This is a genomic window from Pseudoalteromonas sp. 20-92, assembly GCF_030847595.1.
GTDB classification, from domain to species: domain Bacteria; phylum Pseudomonadota; class Gammaproteobacteria; order Enterobacterales; family Alteromonadaceae; genus Pseudoalteromonas; species Pseudoalteromonas fuliginea.
The window spans coordinates 183,103-200,789 of record NZ_JANJGQ010000004.1 but is presented as its reverse complement, the minus strand read 5'-3'; the positions used below and the strand labels follow the sequence as shown (position 1 = coordinate 200,789).

The 17,687-nt window shown below is 39.4% G+C and carries 16 protein-coding genes; 7 read left to right on the top strand and 9 right to left on the bottom strand.

Annotated features, from left to right (window positions below; all coding sequences use genetic code 11):
• Positions 1-4: 4 nt before the first annotated feature.
• Positions 5-181, bottom strand: a complete 177-nt coding sequence (locus tag NRL14_RS06170) for a helix-turn-helix domain-containing protein (RefSeq protein ID WP_306724237.1) — start codon at positions 179-181, stop codon at positions 5-7.
• Positions 182-552: 371 nt separating this feature from the next.
• Between NRL14_RS06170 and NRL14_RS06165 the strand changes: the two genes are divergently transcribed.
• The gene (locus NRL14_RS06165) at positions 553-891 is read left to right on the top strand and encodes a hypothetical protein (RefSeq protein WP_306724236.1); all 339 of its coding nucleotides are present in this window, start codon (positions 553-555) and stop codon (positions 889-891) included.
• A 129-nt stretch (positions 892-1,020) separates the two neighbouring features.
• Here NRL14_RS06165 and NRL14_RS06160 read toward each other — a convergent pair whose 3' ends face one another.
• The 5 genes from NRL14_RS06160 to NRL14_RS06145 all read right to left on the bottom strand — a co-directional run bounded on the left by NRL14_RS06160 (position 1,021) and on the right by NRL14_RS06145 (position 4,932).
• Positions 1,021-1,221, bottom strand: a complete 201-nt coding sequence (locus NRL14_RS06160; RefSeq protein WP_306724235.1) for a hypothetical protein — start codon at positions 1,219-1,221, stop codon at positions 1,021-1,023.
• Complete coding sequence (locus NRL14_RS21060; RefSeq protein WP_373462519.1) at positions 1,222-1,320, bottom strand: diguanylate cyclase domain-containing protein; 99 nt, start codon at positions 1,318-1,320, stop codon at positions 1,222-1,224.
• 120 nt (positions 1,321-1,440) lie between these two features.
• Positions 1,441-2,640, bottom strand: coding sequence for an AGE family epimerase/isomerase (locus NRL14_RS06155; RefSeq protein ID WP_306724234.1), 1,200 nt, complete (start codon positions 2,638-2,640; stop codon positions 1,441-1,443).
• A complete protein-coding gene (locus NRL14_RS06150; protein WP_306724233.1) occupies positions 2,637-3,614 on the bottom strand; it encodes a carbohydrate kinase in 978 nt (325 codons plus the stop codon). The genes NRL14_RS06155 and NRL14_RS06150 overlap by 4 nt, the downstream gene beginning before the upstream one ends.
• Before the next feature lie 16 nt (positions 3,615-3,630).
• Positions 3,631-4,932, bottom strand: a complete 1,302-nt coding sequence (locus NRL14_RS06145; protein WP_306724232.1) for a trehalase family glycosidase — start codon at positions 4,930-4,932, stop codon at positions 3,631-3,633.
• A 196-nt stretch (positions 4,933-5,128) separates the two neighbouring features.
• Here NRL14_RS06145 and NRL14_RS06140 point away from each other — a divergent pair, with 196 nt between their 5' ends.
• The 4 genes from NRL14_RS06140 to NRL14_RS06125 all read left to right on the top strand — a co-directional run bounded on the left by NRL14_RS06140 (position 5,129) and on the right by NRL14_RS06125 (position 11,832).
• Positions 5,129-7,570 carry a TonB-dependent siderophore receptor gene (locus NRL14_RS06140; RefSeq protein ID WP_306724231.1) on the top strand — a complete coding sequence of 814 codons (2,442 nt, stop codon included), beginning with the start codon at positions 5,129-5,131 and terminating at the stop codon, positions 7,568-7,570.
• A 197-nt stretch (positions 7,571-7,767) separates the two neighbouring features.
• Positions 7,768-9,348: a sodium:solute symporter gene (locus NRL14_RS06135; protein WP_306724230.1), complete on the top strand. Its 1,581-nt coding sequence runs from the start codon at positions 7,768-7,770 to the stop codon at positions 9,346-9,348.
• A gap of 10 nt (positions 9,349-9,358) precedes the next feature.
• Complete coding sequence (locus NRL14_RS06130; RefSeq protein ID WP_306724229.1) at positions 9,359-10,600, top strand: glycerate kinase; 1,242 nt, start codon at positions 9,359-9,361, stop codon at positions 10,598-10,600.
• Positions 10,601-10,674: 74 nt separating this feature from the next.
• Entirely contained in the window at positions 10,675-11,832 is a 1,158-nt protein-coding gene (locus NRL14_RS06125; RefSeq protein ID WP_002957728.1) for an ROK family transcriptional regulator, read from the top strand.
• 294 nt (positions 11,833-12,126) lie between these two features.
• Here NRL14_RS06125 and NRL14_RS06120 read toward each other — a convergent pair whose 3' ends face one another.
• Positions 12,127-13,053 carry a manganese-dependent inorganic pyrophosphatase gene (locus NRL14_RS06120; protein WP_306724228.1) on the bottom strand — a complete coding sequence of 309 codons (927 nt, stop codon included), beginning with the start codon at positions 13,051-13,053 and terminating at the stop codon, positions 12,127-12,129.
• Positions 13,054-13,172: 119 nt separating this feature from the next.
• Here NRL14_RS06120 and NRL14_RS06115 point away from each other — a divergent pair, with 119 nt between their 5' ends.
• Together NRL14_RS06115 and mutM are read left to right on the top strand one after the other, a co-directional pair.
• A complete protein-coding gene (locus NRL14_RS06115) occupies positions 13,173-13,688 on the top strand; it encodes a hypothetical protein (protein WP_306724227.1) in 516 nt (171 codons plus the stop codon).
• Complete coding sequence (gene mutM / locus NRL14_RS06110; protein WP_306724226.1) at positions 13,688-14,497, top strand: bifunctional DNA-formamidopyrimidine glycosylase/DNA-(apurinic or apyrimidinic site) lyase; 810 nt, start codon at positions 13,688-13,690, stop codon at positions 14,495-14,497. Before NRL14_RS06115 ends, mutM begins: the two co-directional genes overlap by 1 nt.
• Positions 14,498-14,715: 218 nt before the next feature.
• Here the strand turns inward: mutM and NRL14_RS06105 are convergent, their stop codons facing one another.
• Positions 14,716-16,731: a methyl-accepting chemotaxis protein gene (locus tag NRL14_RS06105; protein WP_306724225.1), complete on the bottom strand. Its 2,016-nt coding sequence runs from the start codon at positions 16,729-16,731 to the stop codon at positions 14,716-14,718.
• Positions 16,732-16,868: 137 nt separating this feature from the next.
• Positions 16,869-17,687 (bottom strand): symmetrical bis(5'-nucleosyl)-tetraphosphatase, encoded by an 819-nt coding sequence (locus tag NRL14_RS06100; protein WP_033038971.1) that lies wholly within the window; start codon positions 17,685-17,687, stop codon positions 16,869-16,871.

Below are 17,687 nucleotides of genomic sequence, written 5' to 3'. Positions count from 1 at the left end.
TAAGTTATTTTTTACTTTTTTGTTCTTCTATCCATGCCTCTAAATCCGACATTTTAAACCGCCAACTGCCACCGACTTTAAAGCCAGGAAACTTCTTTTCAGCTGCCAATCTATAAGCCGTTTTTTCGGTTAATTTTAAGTACTGTGCGACTTCTTTCAAAGTCAAAATTTGGTCAGTCATTGTCATTCTCTAAAATGGCCTACTGAGAGAATATGGGAAAATTAGGGGGTAAACAAGAATTGATGATGATTTGAGGAAAATCCTTTAGAAATTATTTTTTGCAGTGATTTTTGTCAAAAACAATGACTAATTATATCAGTACAAATATAACTAAAACTCTCTTCTAATTTGACCGTTTTTAGCTTTTCGTTCTAATTCATTGCTTTAACCATTATTAATATACAAATAAATATATAAGTGTCAAAAATCTTCGTGGAACATAGTATTAGTAATGATATATATTATTTAAAATCATAAATTTAAACTTAAATTAATACTTGGTGCGTTATTTCTTACTACTAAAATTTAGTAAACAACTAAGGTTTATTTTTATGAAAATATCACAAACATTCAATCAATATTCAGTAGAGAACAAGGTAAAAGAGTGGGAGTTGTTAACTTCTAAGCTGAACACCCATATTCCTTACATTAAGACTCAAGATATAAGACCTAAGGGGTCTAAAAATCGATCTCCAGATTTTGAAAACCCAGGAAAAGACCGTGATTTTTTGTCGATTAATGAATCACTATTTTATCTTCATTTACTTTTTGACAAACGCATAACTTGGATCAAAGAACAATATCCACTGTTACCAGTTAATCGAGCGCAATATTTTGCAGGTCAACTAGGTTTTAGATACCCAACTGGTAATTGTCTCAAATTTAAATGAATGTCTACATTAGGCGTTATGTGTAGAGACAATAAAGTTAAGGGGTGAAGCGATCACCCCGAGGCTACAAACTTTATTATCGCTGCAACAGACTAAATGACAGCCATTATTTTGGCTTCGAATTGTGCTCTACCAGTCTGCTCTAGTATGTTTAGCACAGCATGATTCGTTTTTATTGGGGTTGATTTGTACTGATGATACGAGGGATATTTGCGCCCACATACTATTTAGCTCATTAGCTTGTGTCATCGCATCGGTTATTGAGGTGCCTGAGAAAATAACAGTAAACTCTCCAGCTCCCCATTGTGCAATTAAAGAACTCTTCGGCATTTAATTTTTTAGTATATTGGTAAATTCACGTAAAACGCTACCACCTACTAAACGACCATAGATATCGTTAATGTTTTTAAAGTTATCTATATCGTAAATAAATAAGTAGTTAGAGATTTTTGGAATTGTATTTTTAAAAAAGCGCTAACACTTAAGAAAAAACCGCCAAACTGGCGGTTAAAAGGTCTACACAACACTGTAAAAGTTATGACTACATAGTTACTTTAATAGTTCGAGCACATCAAAGCAGGCACCCATTGTATGGTAATCAGTTTTACCTATTGGGCTTTTCATCGTGTCTATTTTTTTATTGTCAGCGGTTAAAATTCTAAACCAAGCACCGTATTTATGATCGACTAAATGCTGCCACGAATACTGCCAAATTTTGTCATACCATTGCTGATATTTTTCATCCCCTGTTGCTTGATAAAGATACGCTGCACAACACAGAGTTTCGGCTTGAACCCAAAAGTATTTATCGTCATCGCAAATAGTTTTATCAGGGGCAAAGCCGTAGCAAATACCGCCGTGTTTTTTATCCCACGCTACATTTATTGAGTTATCAAATAAGGCTTGAGCGCGTTCAATAAGCCATTTTTGTGGCTTATGCTTATTTAAAAAAATAAGCAGTTTTGACCACTCTGTTTGATGGCCAGGTTGAAAGCCCCACGGACGAAATAAATTTTTAGGATCGTCTTTGTTGTACTCTAAATCGACCTGCCAATTTATATCGTAATGCTCCCAAATAAGCCCACCCATTAAACTAGCTTGGCGGTTAACCATGTTGTCGGCAAGTGTGAGCGCACGGTTTAAAAATATTTCGTCTTTTGTGGCTTCATAGGCGGCAATCAGTGCTTCACAAGTATGCATGTTGGCATTTTGGCCGCGGTATGAATCACATTGTGTGAAGTTGCTGTTGTGCTGATCTTTATATAAACCGGCTTTTGCATCCCAAAAATGTGTTTCCATTGTTTGAAATGTATCGTTGAGATATTTACGTGCTTGCGTAACGCCTACGCGGTATGCCCAGCTGTACGCTAAAATAACAAATGCAAAGCCATAACAATGATTGGTGTTATCAAGCACGATTGCTTGACCGTTTTCAACTTTTAATAACCAGTTGTAGCCACCAGTTTGCTCAACAAGGTGATGCTTACGAATAAACTCAATCCCCGATTTAACACGATTAAGGTACTTTTCGTCATTAAAGGTTTGATACGCGCGTGCATAGTTAAATACAAAACGAGTAGAGCTTACTAAGTGGCGCGTGTGTTTATCAAATACCTCACCGTTATCAGAAAAGTTTTGGTAAAAACCACCGTGTTTGTCGTCAATATTTGGCTCATAAAACGCTAACGTGTCGCTAATGTGCTGCGTTAAAAATTCACGGCTTTTAAAGTTATCAGGTGTGCTTTTCATAGTTTGCTCCTAAAATCGTGTAGAGACTTTTGGTTAGGTAGGGAGTTAAATGCCCCTTTGTAAGATGCGGCATGGGCACCACATAACGAAGCAAATTCAAAAATAGTTGTTAGTGTTTTGGGCGTGTTGCAAAGCTCGCTAAAAGAGCTGGGTGTTAGGTTTTGTAGGCCTAGCTGATACAGCAGTCCACCTACAAACGCATCCCCTGCAGCGGTAGCATCAACCATAGTTACTTTTTTAGGGGTAAGCATTTGTTTGCCGTGTTTAGTAAACCAATACATTGGGTTACTTGCATCAGTAACTACAAATAGCTCACAACCGTTATTAAGTGTTTGGGCAATAAACTCATCGCTCGATTGTTCACCCGCTAAGTATTCAAGCTCTTCTTTTGAGGCTTTAATAATTGAGCAGTCTTTTAATAACGGTAAAATATGCTCGCGAGGGTTGGCATCGCTTGGCCATAAATTGAGGCGCAAGTTAATATCAAAGCTTACAATTGAGTTATTTTGTTTTGCAAATTTAACACCGTAAGCGGTGGTGTTTCTGATGTTTTTGTTGGTTAATGTGTTTGAGCAAATATGAAAAATATCGCATTGCTCAAACCATTCGCGACTAAAGTCATCGTTATTAAAGTGCAAATCGGCGGTGTTATCACGGTAAAACTCAAACGTGCGATCGCCATCGTTATCGAGTGATACAAACGCAAGGGCTGTTTTTGCTTGGTTGGTAAAACGCATAAAGTCGGTTTTTACACCTTGCTCTTTTAATGCATTATGTAAAAAGTCGCCAAAGCTATCAGTGCTTAGCATTCCTGCAAAGTAGGCATTACCGCCTAGCTTTGCAATGGCAACGCTTACGTTTGCAGGCGCACCGCCTGCAAACTTTGTAAACGCTTCGTGTTCGTTGCTGTTTTGGCTCAATTTATTTGAAAGTAAATCAACCAGTACTTCACCAAAGCATATTGTGTGTTTCATGATCTTGCCTTAGTTATTAGTCAAGTAGCCAATGTAATGCTATTGCCGCTGTCCATGAAAAATCTTTACCACCACAGCCAGCACCTGTTTCAGGGTTAAAATATTCGTAGTAGCCTGACTTAACAACTAGGTTGCGCGTATCATCTTGAATTTTGTTAGCCGTTGTTACAAAGCCTGCTTCTTTAAGGCCTATGGCTATCATCCAGTTGATGTGTAACCAAATCGGGCCACGCCAGTAGCGTTGTGGCTCGTATTTTTCTTCTTTAGGGTGAGTAGATGCCACACTAAATTGGCTCGACTCAATAAAATCTTCGGTGGCTGTATTAATTATTTTAGTTTGCTCATCGCTTGTTAAACCTGCATATACAGTTAATAGCGCGGCTGATGTTTTAACTTTAGCCAAGCTGTTAGTTAATACATCTCTGCAATAAAAGTACTGGCTTTGTTCACACCATAAAGTGTTTATGGCTTGCTCTGTTATTTGTAAACGCTGTGCTAAGTAATCAGTGCGATCATCGTTTAAGCCAAGTTGTTCACCCATTTTGAGTAAATCTTTGGTTGCTCGGTGTAAAATAGCAATAATACCTAGGTCATTCATTTTGTACGGACAGGTTTCGTAAATTACTTTGCTGTCAAAGTTGTTACGTTTGAAAAAGTCTACAAGGTATAAAAAGCGGTCGTATTCACTTTTATGTGGACGCTGAGAAGAATCCACATGACTTGTATCACGGCGCGTATATTCCCAATCTACACATGGCACAGCATGAAGAGCGTCATCCCATGATGGGCTGTTATCCATGCCCGATTCCCACGGGTGGTAGGTCACTACTAAACCTGTTTTTTCAGGATCTCGGTCGTTGTACCACCATAAATGATAATCAACTACCTGTGAAAATAACGCTTTAACTTTTTGTTCTGCAAGTGCTTTATCTTTAGCGCTGGCAAGCATTTCTTTCATTATGGTGGCGACTACTGGCGGCTGTGAAATAGACGTACTTTTAATTTTTTTATCCGAACCCCATACGTCAGGGCCAGGAAAATAAGTATCAGAATCTTTATGAAACAAGATGTGCGGCACCATGCCATTATCCCATTGGCCTGAAAATAACACATCAATTTCTTGCCATGCGCGGCTTTCGTCTGATTTCATCCAACCTAGCGCTGTAATGGCTGAATCCCAGTTCCACTGAAACGGGTATAGGCCATGTGTTGGTACTGTATAGCCACCTAAGTCGTTCGCTATAAGTGTTTTAGTAGCAAGGTCTGCAAGCGATGAAGCCGTTGCTGAGTCAATTTTACCGCTGTTTACAGTAGTCATATTGGGTGCTCTTTGTGTGTTATTTCCGATTTTGATAATATTAAAGCACTCATTATGGGTTGTAAATGTTTTTTTTCTGTGCTTAAATCCTGTTCGAAGTAACAAAAAACTAACATTTTCACTTGATTATTTCGGCTTTGCTTAGCCTCACTCTAAGTAAATACACACAGACAACCAGCACAATTGGAGAATACCCGTGAATAAAACAACGATCGCCTCTATTGTATCTTTATGCCTTGCACAGGGCGCTTATGCGGCAGAAGAAGCTGCACCAGATACAGCAAAAAAAGCTAACAACGTTGAGCGTATTATCGTCTCTGGTACCAGTAAAGGGCGTGTTATTTCAGACACTCCACAATCAGTAACATCTATTAGCGAAGACGAGCTGGTAAAGCTGTCTTCAAGTAGCCAAGCGGATGTGCTTCGCTATATTCCGGGTATTAAAGTAGAAGGCGGTGGCGGTGAAGTCGCTACTAACCTACAAGTAAGAGGCTTACCTTCATCGGGTCAGTTTCAGTTTACGCCACTGTCGTATGACGGTTCACCTAGTTTGAGTGTTTTTGGTTTAAACTCATCGGCGTTTGATGTGTATTACCGTAATGATTTGGGTATTGAGCGCGTAGAGTTTGTGCGTGGTGGTGTATCTAATTTATTTGGCCAAGGTTCTGTGGCCGGTATTATTAACTATATTTCTAAAACGGGCAGTGATGATCCGCAAAGTACCGTACAAATGGAGCTTTCTGACCAAGGGCGTACTCGCTTAGATTTTGCAACGAGCGGTCCACTTAACGAAGACGGCTTATATTATGCGCTTTCTGGCTTTTACCGTTACGACGAGGGCCCTTTAGATACAGGCCTTGAGACTAAAGGTACACAGTTGCGTGGTAATATTCGTAAAGAATTTGATGATGGCTCTGGCTCATTTACTGTTTATGGACAGTACATTGACGACCAAGCTCAGTTTTACTTACCTATTCCACTTGATGGCGACAGCCGCGAGCGCTTAAGTGGTAATGATGGTCGTGAAGTCGAATCACTGCAAACGGCGCAAGTATCTAATTTAACCTACGATACAGCAAATGGTCGTTATGAATCGCCAATCAGCGATGGTGTAGTTACTAAAGGTGGCTCTATTTCAGTGGTGTTTGAAAAAGAACTCGCTAACGATTTTGCCATTAATATGCGCAGTAAATACGCTAAATATCAACACGAATTTAATCTATTTTTAGACGGCGACGGTATTATTAATGTACCTGAAAGCCAAGACGACTTTTTAGCTAACAGAGGGCTAGGTGATGCAAGCGGTGCTGAGTTTTCTTATGTTAATTCAGGTGTCGTACTTGCAAGTGATGACTTACTATTTGCTAACCGTATTTTAGACCGTGACCGCCCAGCTGAAGATTTTTCTGCAGAATTTAATATCATCAAAAGTATTTTTGTAGGTGATTTTAGCCACGATATTACAGTCGGTACATTTTTCTCGCACAGTGAAGCCGACGACGACAACGTTATTACAACTTACTTAGGTGAGTTTAATAACAACCCTCGCTTAATCGACTTAACGTATACCGATGTCAATGGCGATGAGGTTCAGTACACTCAAAATGGTATTAGTGGCCCAGGCATTTCTTATACTAACCAAACCATTAGCGCTACCCGCAGAGCATTGTACGTAGCGGATCAAATGGAAAGCGACGATTGGATTTTTGACTTTGGTGTTCGCTACGAAGAAATTGAAGGCAAAATTAGTCGCGAAGGCAGCCAAGTAGTTCAGATTTCTGATGATCCAACGCTTGCACCTAACTTACAAGTTAACACTACGGGCAGTGGTGTAATGACTTACGGCGAAGTCGACACGTCTGAGTTTGCTGTATCGGGGGCGGCGTTATATCGCCTAACCGATAACTTAAATATATATGCCAATGCATCTCGCGGGTTTTTCTTCCCAGAAATTAGAGGTATTCAGTTTAACGATTTAGGCGAGCCTGCCAGCTACGAAGCCGAAATTGTTGAGCAAGGCGAGCTAGGTGTTAAGTTTTTTGATAACGACTTTAGCGGTAGCATTGCGTTATTTAGAACTGACTTAAAAGACAGACGCAGCGTAGACTTTGTAAACGATGGTAATGGGGGCGTATTAGAGCTGCCAGTTATGCAATCAACTAAAGCAACGGGTGTTGAGCTTACCGGTCGTTACGATATTACCGATGAGTGGGCTGTTGATGCCAACATGACCTACACTGATCATGAATTTACTGAGTTTGACTCAGACCCTTCTATTATTGGTAACGAATTACGTCGTAAACCAAAAATATTATTTAACTCATCTATTAGCTACACCGCAGATAACTGGGATGCATCGATTTACCATAACTTTACCGGTAAAAATTTTGCTAATGACTCAAACTCTGTGGAACTTGATTCATTCCACTTATTTAGATTTGATGCAGGCTATAACTGGCAAGTTGCACCAGAGCAAACAGTACGCTTAAGCGTTGGGGTATTTAACCTGTTTGATTCTGACGGTGTTACTGAAGGTTCACCTCGTCTAGGTAATAGCCAAACGGCAGATAACCCATATTTTGTAGGTCGCCCAATTCTCCCACGACGCGTTACTTTAAGAGTTAAATACGACTTTTAAATAAATGCTTTATGCCTATTAACCTACTTTGGGATTAATAGGTTTTTTGCATTGTGATGTATTTTTCAGCTAAGTTAGCTACAGGTTTACCTTTTTGATTAGGTTCGTTTATTTAAAAAGGTAAGGGCAGGTAGCCATTTGGTATTTAATTTTTGAAAAGGCGCTGTGTTTTCATATTGTGAATACGCGAATTAATTATGAATATATTAGATTTTTCAATAGTTGCTCTTTATCTTGGTGCCTTATTGGTAATGGGATTTATGCTACGCGAACAAACCAATAAAAATGATTACTTTTTAGGGGGTAAAAGCTTAGGTTGGAAGCCTTTAGCTTTGTCGGTAATGGCCACTCAGCTTTCGGCTATTAGCTTTATTTCGGCTCCTGCATTTGTTGGTTTGCGTGAAGGTGGTGGTATGCAATGGCTCTCGTATGAGTTGGGTGTTCCGCTGGCGATGATTTTAATTTTAGCGACTATTTTACCCAAGCTTTATAAAAGCGGCATTGTCAGTATTTACGATTATCTAGAAATGCGCTTTGGCCGCTCAACCCGTGTGCTTATTAGTGTGGTGTTTCAATTTAGCCGTGCGTTTGCCACTGGCATTATGATTTACGCGGTATCGCTTATTTTACAAGGCACCATGGGAATAGAAGCATGGCAAGCAATTGTACTAACGGGAGTTATAACCGTTTTGTATTCACTGCAAGGTGGGATGAAAGCTGTAGTGTACGGTGATGCGATTCAAATGATCATCATTGTATTGGGTACTATTGCTTGTATAGGGTTTGGACTGTATCACTTAGGTGGGGTTGATACCTTTATTGCCAATGTTGATTCGAGCCGATTAGAAGCGATTAAGTTTGATTCATTTGGTTTTAGTGGTGATGGCTTTGGCTTTTTACCGATGATTTTTGGTGGTGTGGTACTTTACGCCTCTTACTACGGATGTGACCAAACGCAAGCACAGCGTGCGCTCAGTGCAAAAGATCCTAAAAACCTACGCTACATGATTTTAGCAAATGGTGTAGTGCGTTTTCCTATTACTATTTTATATTGTGTGTCGGGTTTAATTGTTGGCACATTGGCAATGAGTAACCCTGAATTTTTAGGAAAAATTCCAGCAGATAACCCTGATTGGATGATGCCTATATTTATTTTAGATTACCTACCGCATGGCTTAATTGGTTTGTTAGTTGTCGCTATTTTGTCGGCAGCGATGTCGTCACTTAGCTCTGCAATTAATTCACTTTCGGCGGTAAGTATTGAAGATTACAGCCGTATATCTAATAAAGAGCTAGACCAACCATCTTACTTAAAGTTAGCTAAATACTTAGGTTTAGCATGGGGTGTAATTACCTTAGTACTATCACTTTTTGCCGGTGACATAGCGCCGACCATTATTGAAGCTATTAACAAAGTCGGCTCGTTATTTTATGGCCCAATACTAGCAGTATTTTTAGTTGCTGTATTAAGTAAACGCAGTGCTGCATTGCATGCCAATATTGGCTTAATTAGTGGTGTATTAATTAACTTGTTGGTGTCGGTATTTGCGCCAGATATTTTCTGGTTTTGGTGGAATTTTATCGGTTTTGTAAGCGCCGCTGTGATTATTTATGTTACGAGTCGTTTAATTCCAAGAGAGGTAAACGAAGTCACAAAAGTACAAAATACCGAGACCGTATCAAACTCAATTTTAACTGGCAAAGATATCGTTATGCTACTTAGCATGTTTATTGTGATGATATTAATTTGTTTAGCTATTCCTTCAATTTTTTCGTGAGCTGTGACTAATGGATTCTAAAAAGTCGTTTTTAATTGATTTATTTACCACTGCGGTAAATGCCTGCAAACCGAGTGCTTGCATGAGTAAGTATTTAGAAAATGTAGATGCAAGCAAAGGTTTGTGTGTAGTTGGGGCGGGTAAAGCCGCCGCTGAAATGGCCGCCGAAGTTAATCGCTTTTATGGTGATAAATGTTTTGGCGCAGTGGTAACACGTTATGGCTACGAAAGTAGCGGCGATACTGGGCGAATTAAAGTGCTTAGTGCAAACCACCCAACACCAGACGATAACAGCTTTGCTGCTGGCAAAGAGTTATTGGAACTTGTAAAAAATAACCCGGCTGATATTCCTATTTTGTTTATTATTTCGGGGGGCGGTTCGTCGTTGATGTGCCTACCTGTTGATGATGTGCCTTTTTCACAAAAGCAAAAGCTTAATCAGTTTTTACTTAGAAGTGGTGCAAGCGTTGATGAAATAAATGTAGTGCGTAAGCAGTTGTCACTTGTTAAAGGCGGTAAGTTAGCGCAGGCCGCTAAGTCGGATTACGTTACGCTTATTATTTCAGATGTAGTGGGGGATAAACCAAGTGATATAGCATCAGGCCCTACTATTAGCGATGGCAGTACTAAAGCCGCTGCACTGGCTATTTTACAAAAGTACAATTGGCCAGTAATGGCAGAGGTTGAAGCGCATTTATTAAAACCAGAGCAAGAACGAGTTGCTGATACCGTGGGTGAGTACTTTATTATTGCAAATGCGCAGCATGCTATTGATAGCGCTATAAGTGTTGCACAGCACCAAGGCTGGGAAACCCAGGTACTAGGGTATGATATTCAAGGCGAGGCTAAAGAAGTTGCAAAGCAACATGCGGCTATCGCTCTTGAGCAAAAAGCCCAAGGCAAGCGCGTTATATTGTTCTCAGGTGGCGAGCTTACAGTAACCGTTGCTGATGTTTATGGCGATGGCGGGCCCAATCAAGAATACTTAATGGCGTTGGCTGAGGCACTTAATGGCGAAGCGGGTATTTACGCACTTGCTTGTGATACAGATGGTGTAGATGGTAGTAAAGATGTAGCGGGTGCGTATATAAATAACAGTACGATTGCTCGCGCACAAGATGCAGGCGAAAACTTACACGCACAGTTAGAAGGACATAATAGCCATCAGTTTTTTAAAGCCATTGATGATTTAATTATTACTGGGCCAACTAACACAAATGTGAACGATTTTAGAGTGATAGTGATTGAGTAGGCGCAGTTTGCCCACTTGTTCTTTATAATGGTTTCACGTAATCTTGTGCTCCAATTTTGTTAGGGTTAATAGCTATGTTTTCGTTAAACAACAGTAACTTATTACGCTCTGGTTTTGAGCTTGGAAAAGGCGAAAAACTATTTCAAGATATTGAGCGCGATATTATAAAAGTGGTGTTTTGGGAAAAGTGCGTAACTCAAAGTCATATTGTGAGCGCAACTCGTATTCCACAGCAAACTGTGTCGCGTTTACTTAAGTCGTTAACCCAACACGGTGTAATTGTACAAACTGATACGCTAATTCCTAATAAAAAAGGCAAACCTGGGTTTGGCATTGCCCTTAACCCCGATTACGGATTTACCTTTGGCTTAGCTATTTTGCTTGATGCTATTTCGCTTGCCGTAATGGATTTTACGGGAAAGGTGGTTTACACCCATATGCAGCTAATGTCGGATATGAGCATTAATAATGTGCTTAAATGTGCACAAAAGCTGGTGGAAGATATAAGCGCTGAGCGTGACATTCCAAGTGAAAAAGTACTGGGAATGGGCGTGGGTATCTCTGGCTTTTTTAGCTCAATGGATGGGAAAATGAATACCCACCATATGTTAGAAGAGTGGTCGCAGGTTGATATTATCGATATTGTGTCGCAGCATTTTCAACTCCCTACTTGGGTTGTTAACGATGCTACAGGCGCAGCCGCAGGTGAAGGTGTTGCTGGTATTGGACGCGAGTATAAAAACTTTGTTTATATGTTTGTGTCGGCCGCATTTGGTGGTGGTATTGTAAATAATGGTGACGTACTGCGCGGTACATACGGAAACGCAGGTGAGCTTGGCGACATGCTACCGCCTAAATTATATGCCCACCCCAATCTTGAATTACTAAAACGTATTTTGAAAAAAAATGGCGTAGCGGTTACTTCTATTTACGACCTGCATGACAACTTTGACCCCGATTGGCCTGGCGTTGAAGAGTGGCTGTTTAAAGTTCAAGACTCATTTGATTTAGTGGCAACCTGTTGCTCGGCATTATTAGATGCTGAAGCGATTATTATTGGTGGCCATATTCCAAAAGAGTTGGCTGAAAAAGTTATTGCACGCACGGAGGTCTATGCACAATTTAGACGTGGCGCTAAACGCCCTATGCCAAAGCTGGTGGTATCTAATATTGATAATTTTCCGGTATCAATTGGCGCAGCCACATTGCCATTTAGAGAATTGTGTTTGTAGCTTAATACCAATCCGCAATAATACTTAATCATTTTGCGGGGCTACACGTGTCGCTACCTGCGTTAAAAAATTCTCATTTACGACTGCGTGGATGCAGAAGGTAGAGCAATGCAGGAGCAATTGCCGAGAACAACTAAATATCGAATTTTTTGTCTAGCTATCAACACGTTTTTCCAGCCTCAAAATAGCTTATTTAATTAAGCGAATTGGTATAAGAAATACACATTTTAAAAACAAAAAAGCCGATATTGTTTTATGCAATATCGGCTTTTTTAGTGCTATTTGTTAAAGCTATTAGGCTTTTGAAAACGCATCTTGCAGTGGTGGGACTACTTGCTTTTTACGGCTCAACACACCATCTAACCATACTTTATCATTCTCTGGTTTTACACCGTAAGCCTGCTCAACTAAGTTTGCATCGTCAGATACAATTAGCATTTCTGAGCCTTCTTTCATTATGTCGGTAAGCAGTAAAAATACAGAGTGGCGGTTGCCCTCTACTTTTAACTTAGCAATATCGGCTGCAAGGTCTGCTTTAATATCGTCAAAAACAGCAAGGTCGATTACTTCTAGTTGGCCAATGCCTACTAGGTTACCGTTCATGTTGAAATCTTTAAAGTCACGCATTACTAAATCGCGCGCTGGTGTGTTTTCTACCGCAGATTTAACGCGGAACATATCCATACCAAGTTCTTTAAAGTCTTCTACGCCTGCAATTTCAGCTAGCGCTTCAACACATTTAATATCGGCAGTGGTACATGTTGGTGATTTAAATATGACTGTGTCGCTTAAAATTGCGCACAGCATAATACCAGCGATGTCTTTAGGGATTTCTACACTGTAAAAATCGTACATCATTTTAATAATGGTGTTCGAACAGCCAACAGGGCGAATCCAACATTCAAGCGGAGTCGATGATGTTAAGTCACCTAGTTTATGGTGATCTACCACACCAACAACGCGAGCTTGGTCGATATCATCGGGTGCTTGTGTTTTTTCTGTGTGATCCACAATGTAAACGTCTTCGCCAGCGTAGCTTAATTTTAGCTCTGGTGCTTCGAAGCCAAATTTATCAAGGATAAATTGAGTTTCTGGTGAAATTTCACCAAGACGTGTTGGAATTGCTGGCTCATCCATTTGGTTTTTTAAATAAGCCAGTGCAATTGCACCACAAATAGAATCTGAATCTGGGATTTTATGGCCCACTACATACATAGACATTGACGGAACTCCTTTAAATTTGCCGATATTCTAACAAAGTCTGCACGGTTTAACATATAGACAGTGCAATTAAGTTTTAGTTACACTTTAAAATCTTGAATTAAATAGGAAGTGTGGACATGCAACTTGGTCGCAAAGGTTGGAACAACGTTATTATTTTTTCAATGTTGATTATGATCTTCTTTTTAAATGGCTGGCATAAGCAACTTTTTAATTCAGCTGATGAGCCTTCGGTACAGCCTGTATTACCAATTCAAAGCTTTGTATTGACGCTGACATTTGTTGATCAAAAAATTGAGCGTATTGGAACTAGTTGGCGTACAACTATGTTACAAAAAGATGCGCCATTTGTCTGGCAAGCTTCTGAGCAACAACTTAGTGATTTAATTAACCAATGGCAAAGCGCGCAGTTAATGGGTGTTAACGAATCTGTTGTTTTTAATCCTAATGCGCCTTTATATGTTGCTACTTTTGAATTAGCTGGTGAGAGTTTACCTTGGATTTATTTGCTTTATAAAGGCGATGGGCAATATTACTTACTCGAAAAGAGTAGCCAACGAATACTCGCACTCGATTTAAAAACTGCACAGCAGTTATTTCCTAGTTTTGATTTTTCACAAAGTGAGTCTAATTAATGCCTGAATTACCAGAGGTAGAAGTGAGCCGAATGGGCATCACTCCCCACGTACAAAACCAAGTTGTCACAAAGGTAAATATTTACAATGCCAGTATGCGCTGGCCAGTGCCAGATGACGTGTATCAACTTGAAGGGCTAATTGTTACAAGTATTGAACGACGAGCTAAATACTTACTTTTACACTGTGAGCTTGGCAGTACTATTTTACATTTGGGTATGTCAGGTAATTTACGTGTTGTAGATAAAAGTGAGCCGCTTAAAAAGCATGACCATGTAGAGTTTATTTTTGGTAACGGTAAAGCACTGCGCTTAAACGATCCTCGTCGTTTTGGTTGTTGCTTATGGCAAGAGCCAGGGCAAGTACATAAGTTACTCTCTAAGCTTGGTCCTGAGCCGCTTACCGATGATTTTTTTGCTAAACGCGTGTACGAACAATCGCGCAATAAAAAAGTACCCGTAAAGCAGTTTATTATGGATAACGCAGTGGTAGTAGGTGTTGGTAACATCTATGCGAATGAATCGTTATTTAAAGCGGGTATACATCCAAAGCGAGAAGCGGGAAAAGTTTCACAAAAGCGCTATCAAGCACTTATTCCTATTATAAAAGACACGCTTGCTGCGGCTATTATGCAAGGTGGTACTACGCTTAAGGATTTTGCACAAAGCGATGGTAAACCAGGGTATTTTGCACAAGAATTATTAGTATATGGGCGTAAAGGCAAGCCATGTATGACATGTGAAAGCGAACTGCAAGAAATACGGCTAGGGCAGCGTAGCACCGTTTTTTGCAGCCATTGCCAAAAGTAATAACACCAGCCTTCTTAATGAAGCGCATTGGCATAAGTAACCTGAACTCTGGATAATAAATCTATCTGGCTAGAGAAAATAAATTTAAATATCACCATGATTCAATACGTTAGTAAACCTCTTAACCAGAGCTCAGGTTAAGTACTTTATTTAAATAAACAAAAACCCCGTTGATACTTGGTATCAACGGGGTTTTTAGTTTGCGCTAATTGCGTTATTTAAACTTTAAACTCATCGACTGATAAACGAAGTTCTTCAGCAAGTTTTGCTACTTCTGAACTTGAGATGTTTGTTTGGCTTGCGCCTTCAGCGGTTTGTTCTGCAATGGCTACGATTGATTCTAAGCGTTCACTAATCTCTTGTGCTACTTGTTGTTGCTCTAATGCAGCAGTTGATATTTCTTCACTGACATCGTGAGCTTGAGATACCGCAAATGTAATAGAATCAAGCGCGCTACTAGCTAAGTCTGTTTGCTCAACACACGATACAGCACGTTGTTTACCTTTGCTCATTGCTGTTACCGCAGCTTCAGCGCCTGTTTGTAGCGATTCAATCATTGATTGAATCTCTTGAGTTGACTCTTGTGTTTTACTTGCTAAAGAGCGAACTTCATCGGCTACAACCGCAAAGCCTCGGCCATACTCACCAGCACGTGCAGCTTCAATTGCAGCATTAAGTGCTAATAAGTTTGTTTGGTCTGCAATACCGCGTATTACATCTAATATGCTACCAATTGATGCGCTATCTTGATGTAGTTTATTGATAACTTGAGAGGCGTCGTCTACTTCACGAGCAAGCTGCTCAATCGTCGCTTTATTGTTGTTAGAAATACCTTTAACGCGTTCGGCTTCTTTGTCAGCATTTTTAATTTCACTAAGCGCTTGTTGAGCACTGTTGCTAACTGTTTGCGATGTGCTGCTCATTTCAGTGGTTGCAGTTGCTGCTTGTTCAACTTGTGCTTGTTGATTGCGAATTGCTTGACTTGATTCTGCAGTAATTGCAGACGTTTCTTCTGAAGCGGCGGCCAGTTGAGTCGAGCGAGAAATAATGCCTTTAATTAAGCTGCGCAAGCTATCAATTAAAGTATTACAACTTTTAGATAGTTCGCCGAACTCATCTTTAGCAGTGTCATCTAAGCGTTGTGTCATGTCGCCACTGGCAACAATATCTAAAATACGATTAACTTCAGCAAGCGGTTTGGTTATACGACTAACTGTAATAATGGCAATTGCTATCGCTAGAAGTGTTGCGATAACCATCCCTACCCATGTCCATAAATTAGCTGAATCTACATCGCTGCGCACACCTTTTTGTAACTCAAAGGCAACATTGCTTGCTTGTGCAACTAATTCATCAATTTGATTAAGTGCCATTTTTGTTGCTTGCTCTGATTCGGCAAGCTCTTTTTCGGTCAGTGTGATTGAGTCAATTAGGCGTTTTTTGTTTGCAGCTAAACCACTATTACCTTTAATATTATTTTCGAGGGTATCTACATACTCTTTTAAGTTATTGAATAAATCACTGTGAGTTTGCTCTATAGCAGGCTTTATTAACGCTAGAGTGCGTGTTACTTCATCAAAATAGTAGCTTTGCTCGTTTTTAACAATATCAAGTGTATTGAGTGTTTTAACTGTCAGCATGTCGGTACTATTACTTACAACCGATATAAAGTTATTCTCTAAATTATTAGCTGCTTGGAATGCGCGTGCATGATTTTGCTCAAAACCGTCTATGTCCAAAATGTCGAGTACGACAGAATTTGCATCTTCAGCGTTAAGTTCGATAATTTCTAATTGAGACTTTAATGTTTTATTAAGTGCTAATTGTTTACTCTTATCTACAAGCAAGCTCTCTACAGTACTTAAAAAACTTAGGTAGGTTTGTTCTACATTTCTACTGCTTTGGTTTAAAGCTGGATCATCTTTTACGACTGCTTGTAGTTCGCTATGAAGGCTATTAAACAGCTGTTTTTGTTCGAGTACTTGTTTTTTTATTGGCGCCAGTTCATTTGCAGATGAAGTGTAAAAACTCGCTTGAGCGGCTTTACTCATTAAAATGAATTCAGCTTGTAACTCAGAGCTTTTATTCAGAGCTGGAAGTGATAGTTGGTTCACTTTTTGAGTTGAGCGGTCAATATTTGCTATTTTTATTAAAGAATTGCCACCAATTATTAAAAGTAATAGCGTGATAAATATAAAACCACCCCAAATACGTTGGCTTACTGTTAGATTCATATAGGTTTCCACTCAAAAGTACTTCAGTTAGAACTTATCGGCGTTTGTACTGATAAGTTAAGTAATTAAAATCAATTACTTTAATTAATTTTAATTATTAGTCTATAAATCTAACAGATGTATTAGATTATTTCAGGTTATTTAGACAAAAGGTGGGACTTTTCTACAATTTTTTGTTTGCTAGGTAGTTTCATTAGCGTCATGCTGTTACCCCACACACACCCTGTATCTAAAGCGTGTACACATTTATGGTTTGTATTACCTTCAAGGGCAGCCCAGTGCCCAAAAATAATATCCTGTTTAATGTTTAATATATTTGGATGCATAAACCAAGGTGTTAACTCATTATTATTGATTGTTGCGCCTTTTGCACTAAGTTCTAGTTGATTATTACTTGTTAAAAAGCGCATTCGAGTAAAATAATTAACTATGTATCTAAATTTTTCAAAGTCGTCTAGGTCATTATGCCATTTCACAGGGTGTGGCTTATACATTTGCTCAAAGAAGGTTTTTGCATTATTTGATTGATAACAGCTTTGCGCAAACTGTGCATATTTTAACGCATTTTCAATTGACCAATCAGGGTTAAGACCAGCATGAGATATAAAGCTATTATATTTTTTTAAGTATAAGGCAAGAGGCTGAGTTTGAAGATATTCAATGTAATGGGTGAGTTTATGGCTATTAAATATTGGGCTAAGTTTGTCTTTTGGGTTAGTTGGTTTATTTAAGTAATAGCAGGCAATCATATGCAAATCATGATTGCCAAGTGTAATCGTTATGCTGTCTTGGTTTTGGTAAATGTAATCTAAGCAGGCTAAAGAGTCTGGTCCGCGAGCGACTATATCTCCTACTAAGTAGAGGTGATCTTTACTTGGGTTAAAATCTACCCGCTGTAGCAAGGTGCTAAATTCGCTAAAGCATCCTTGTAAATCACCTATTACGTAATCAGCCAT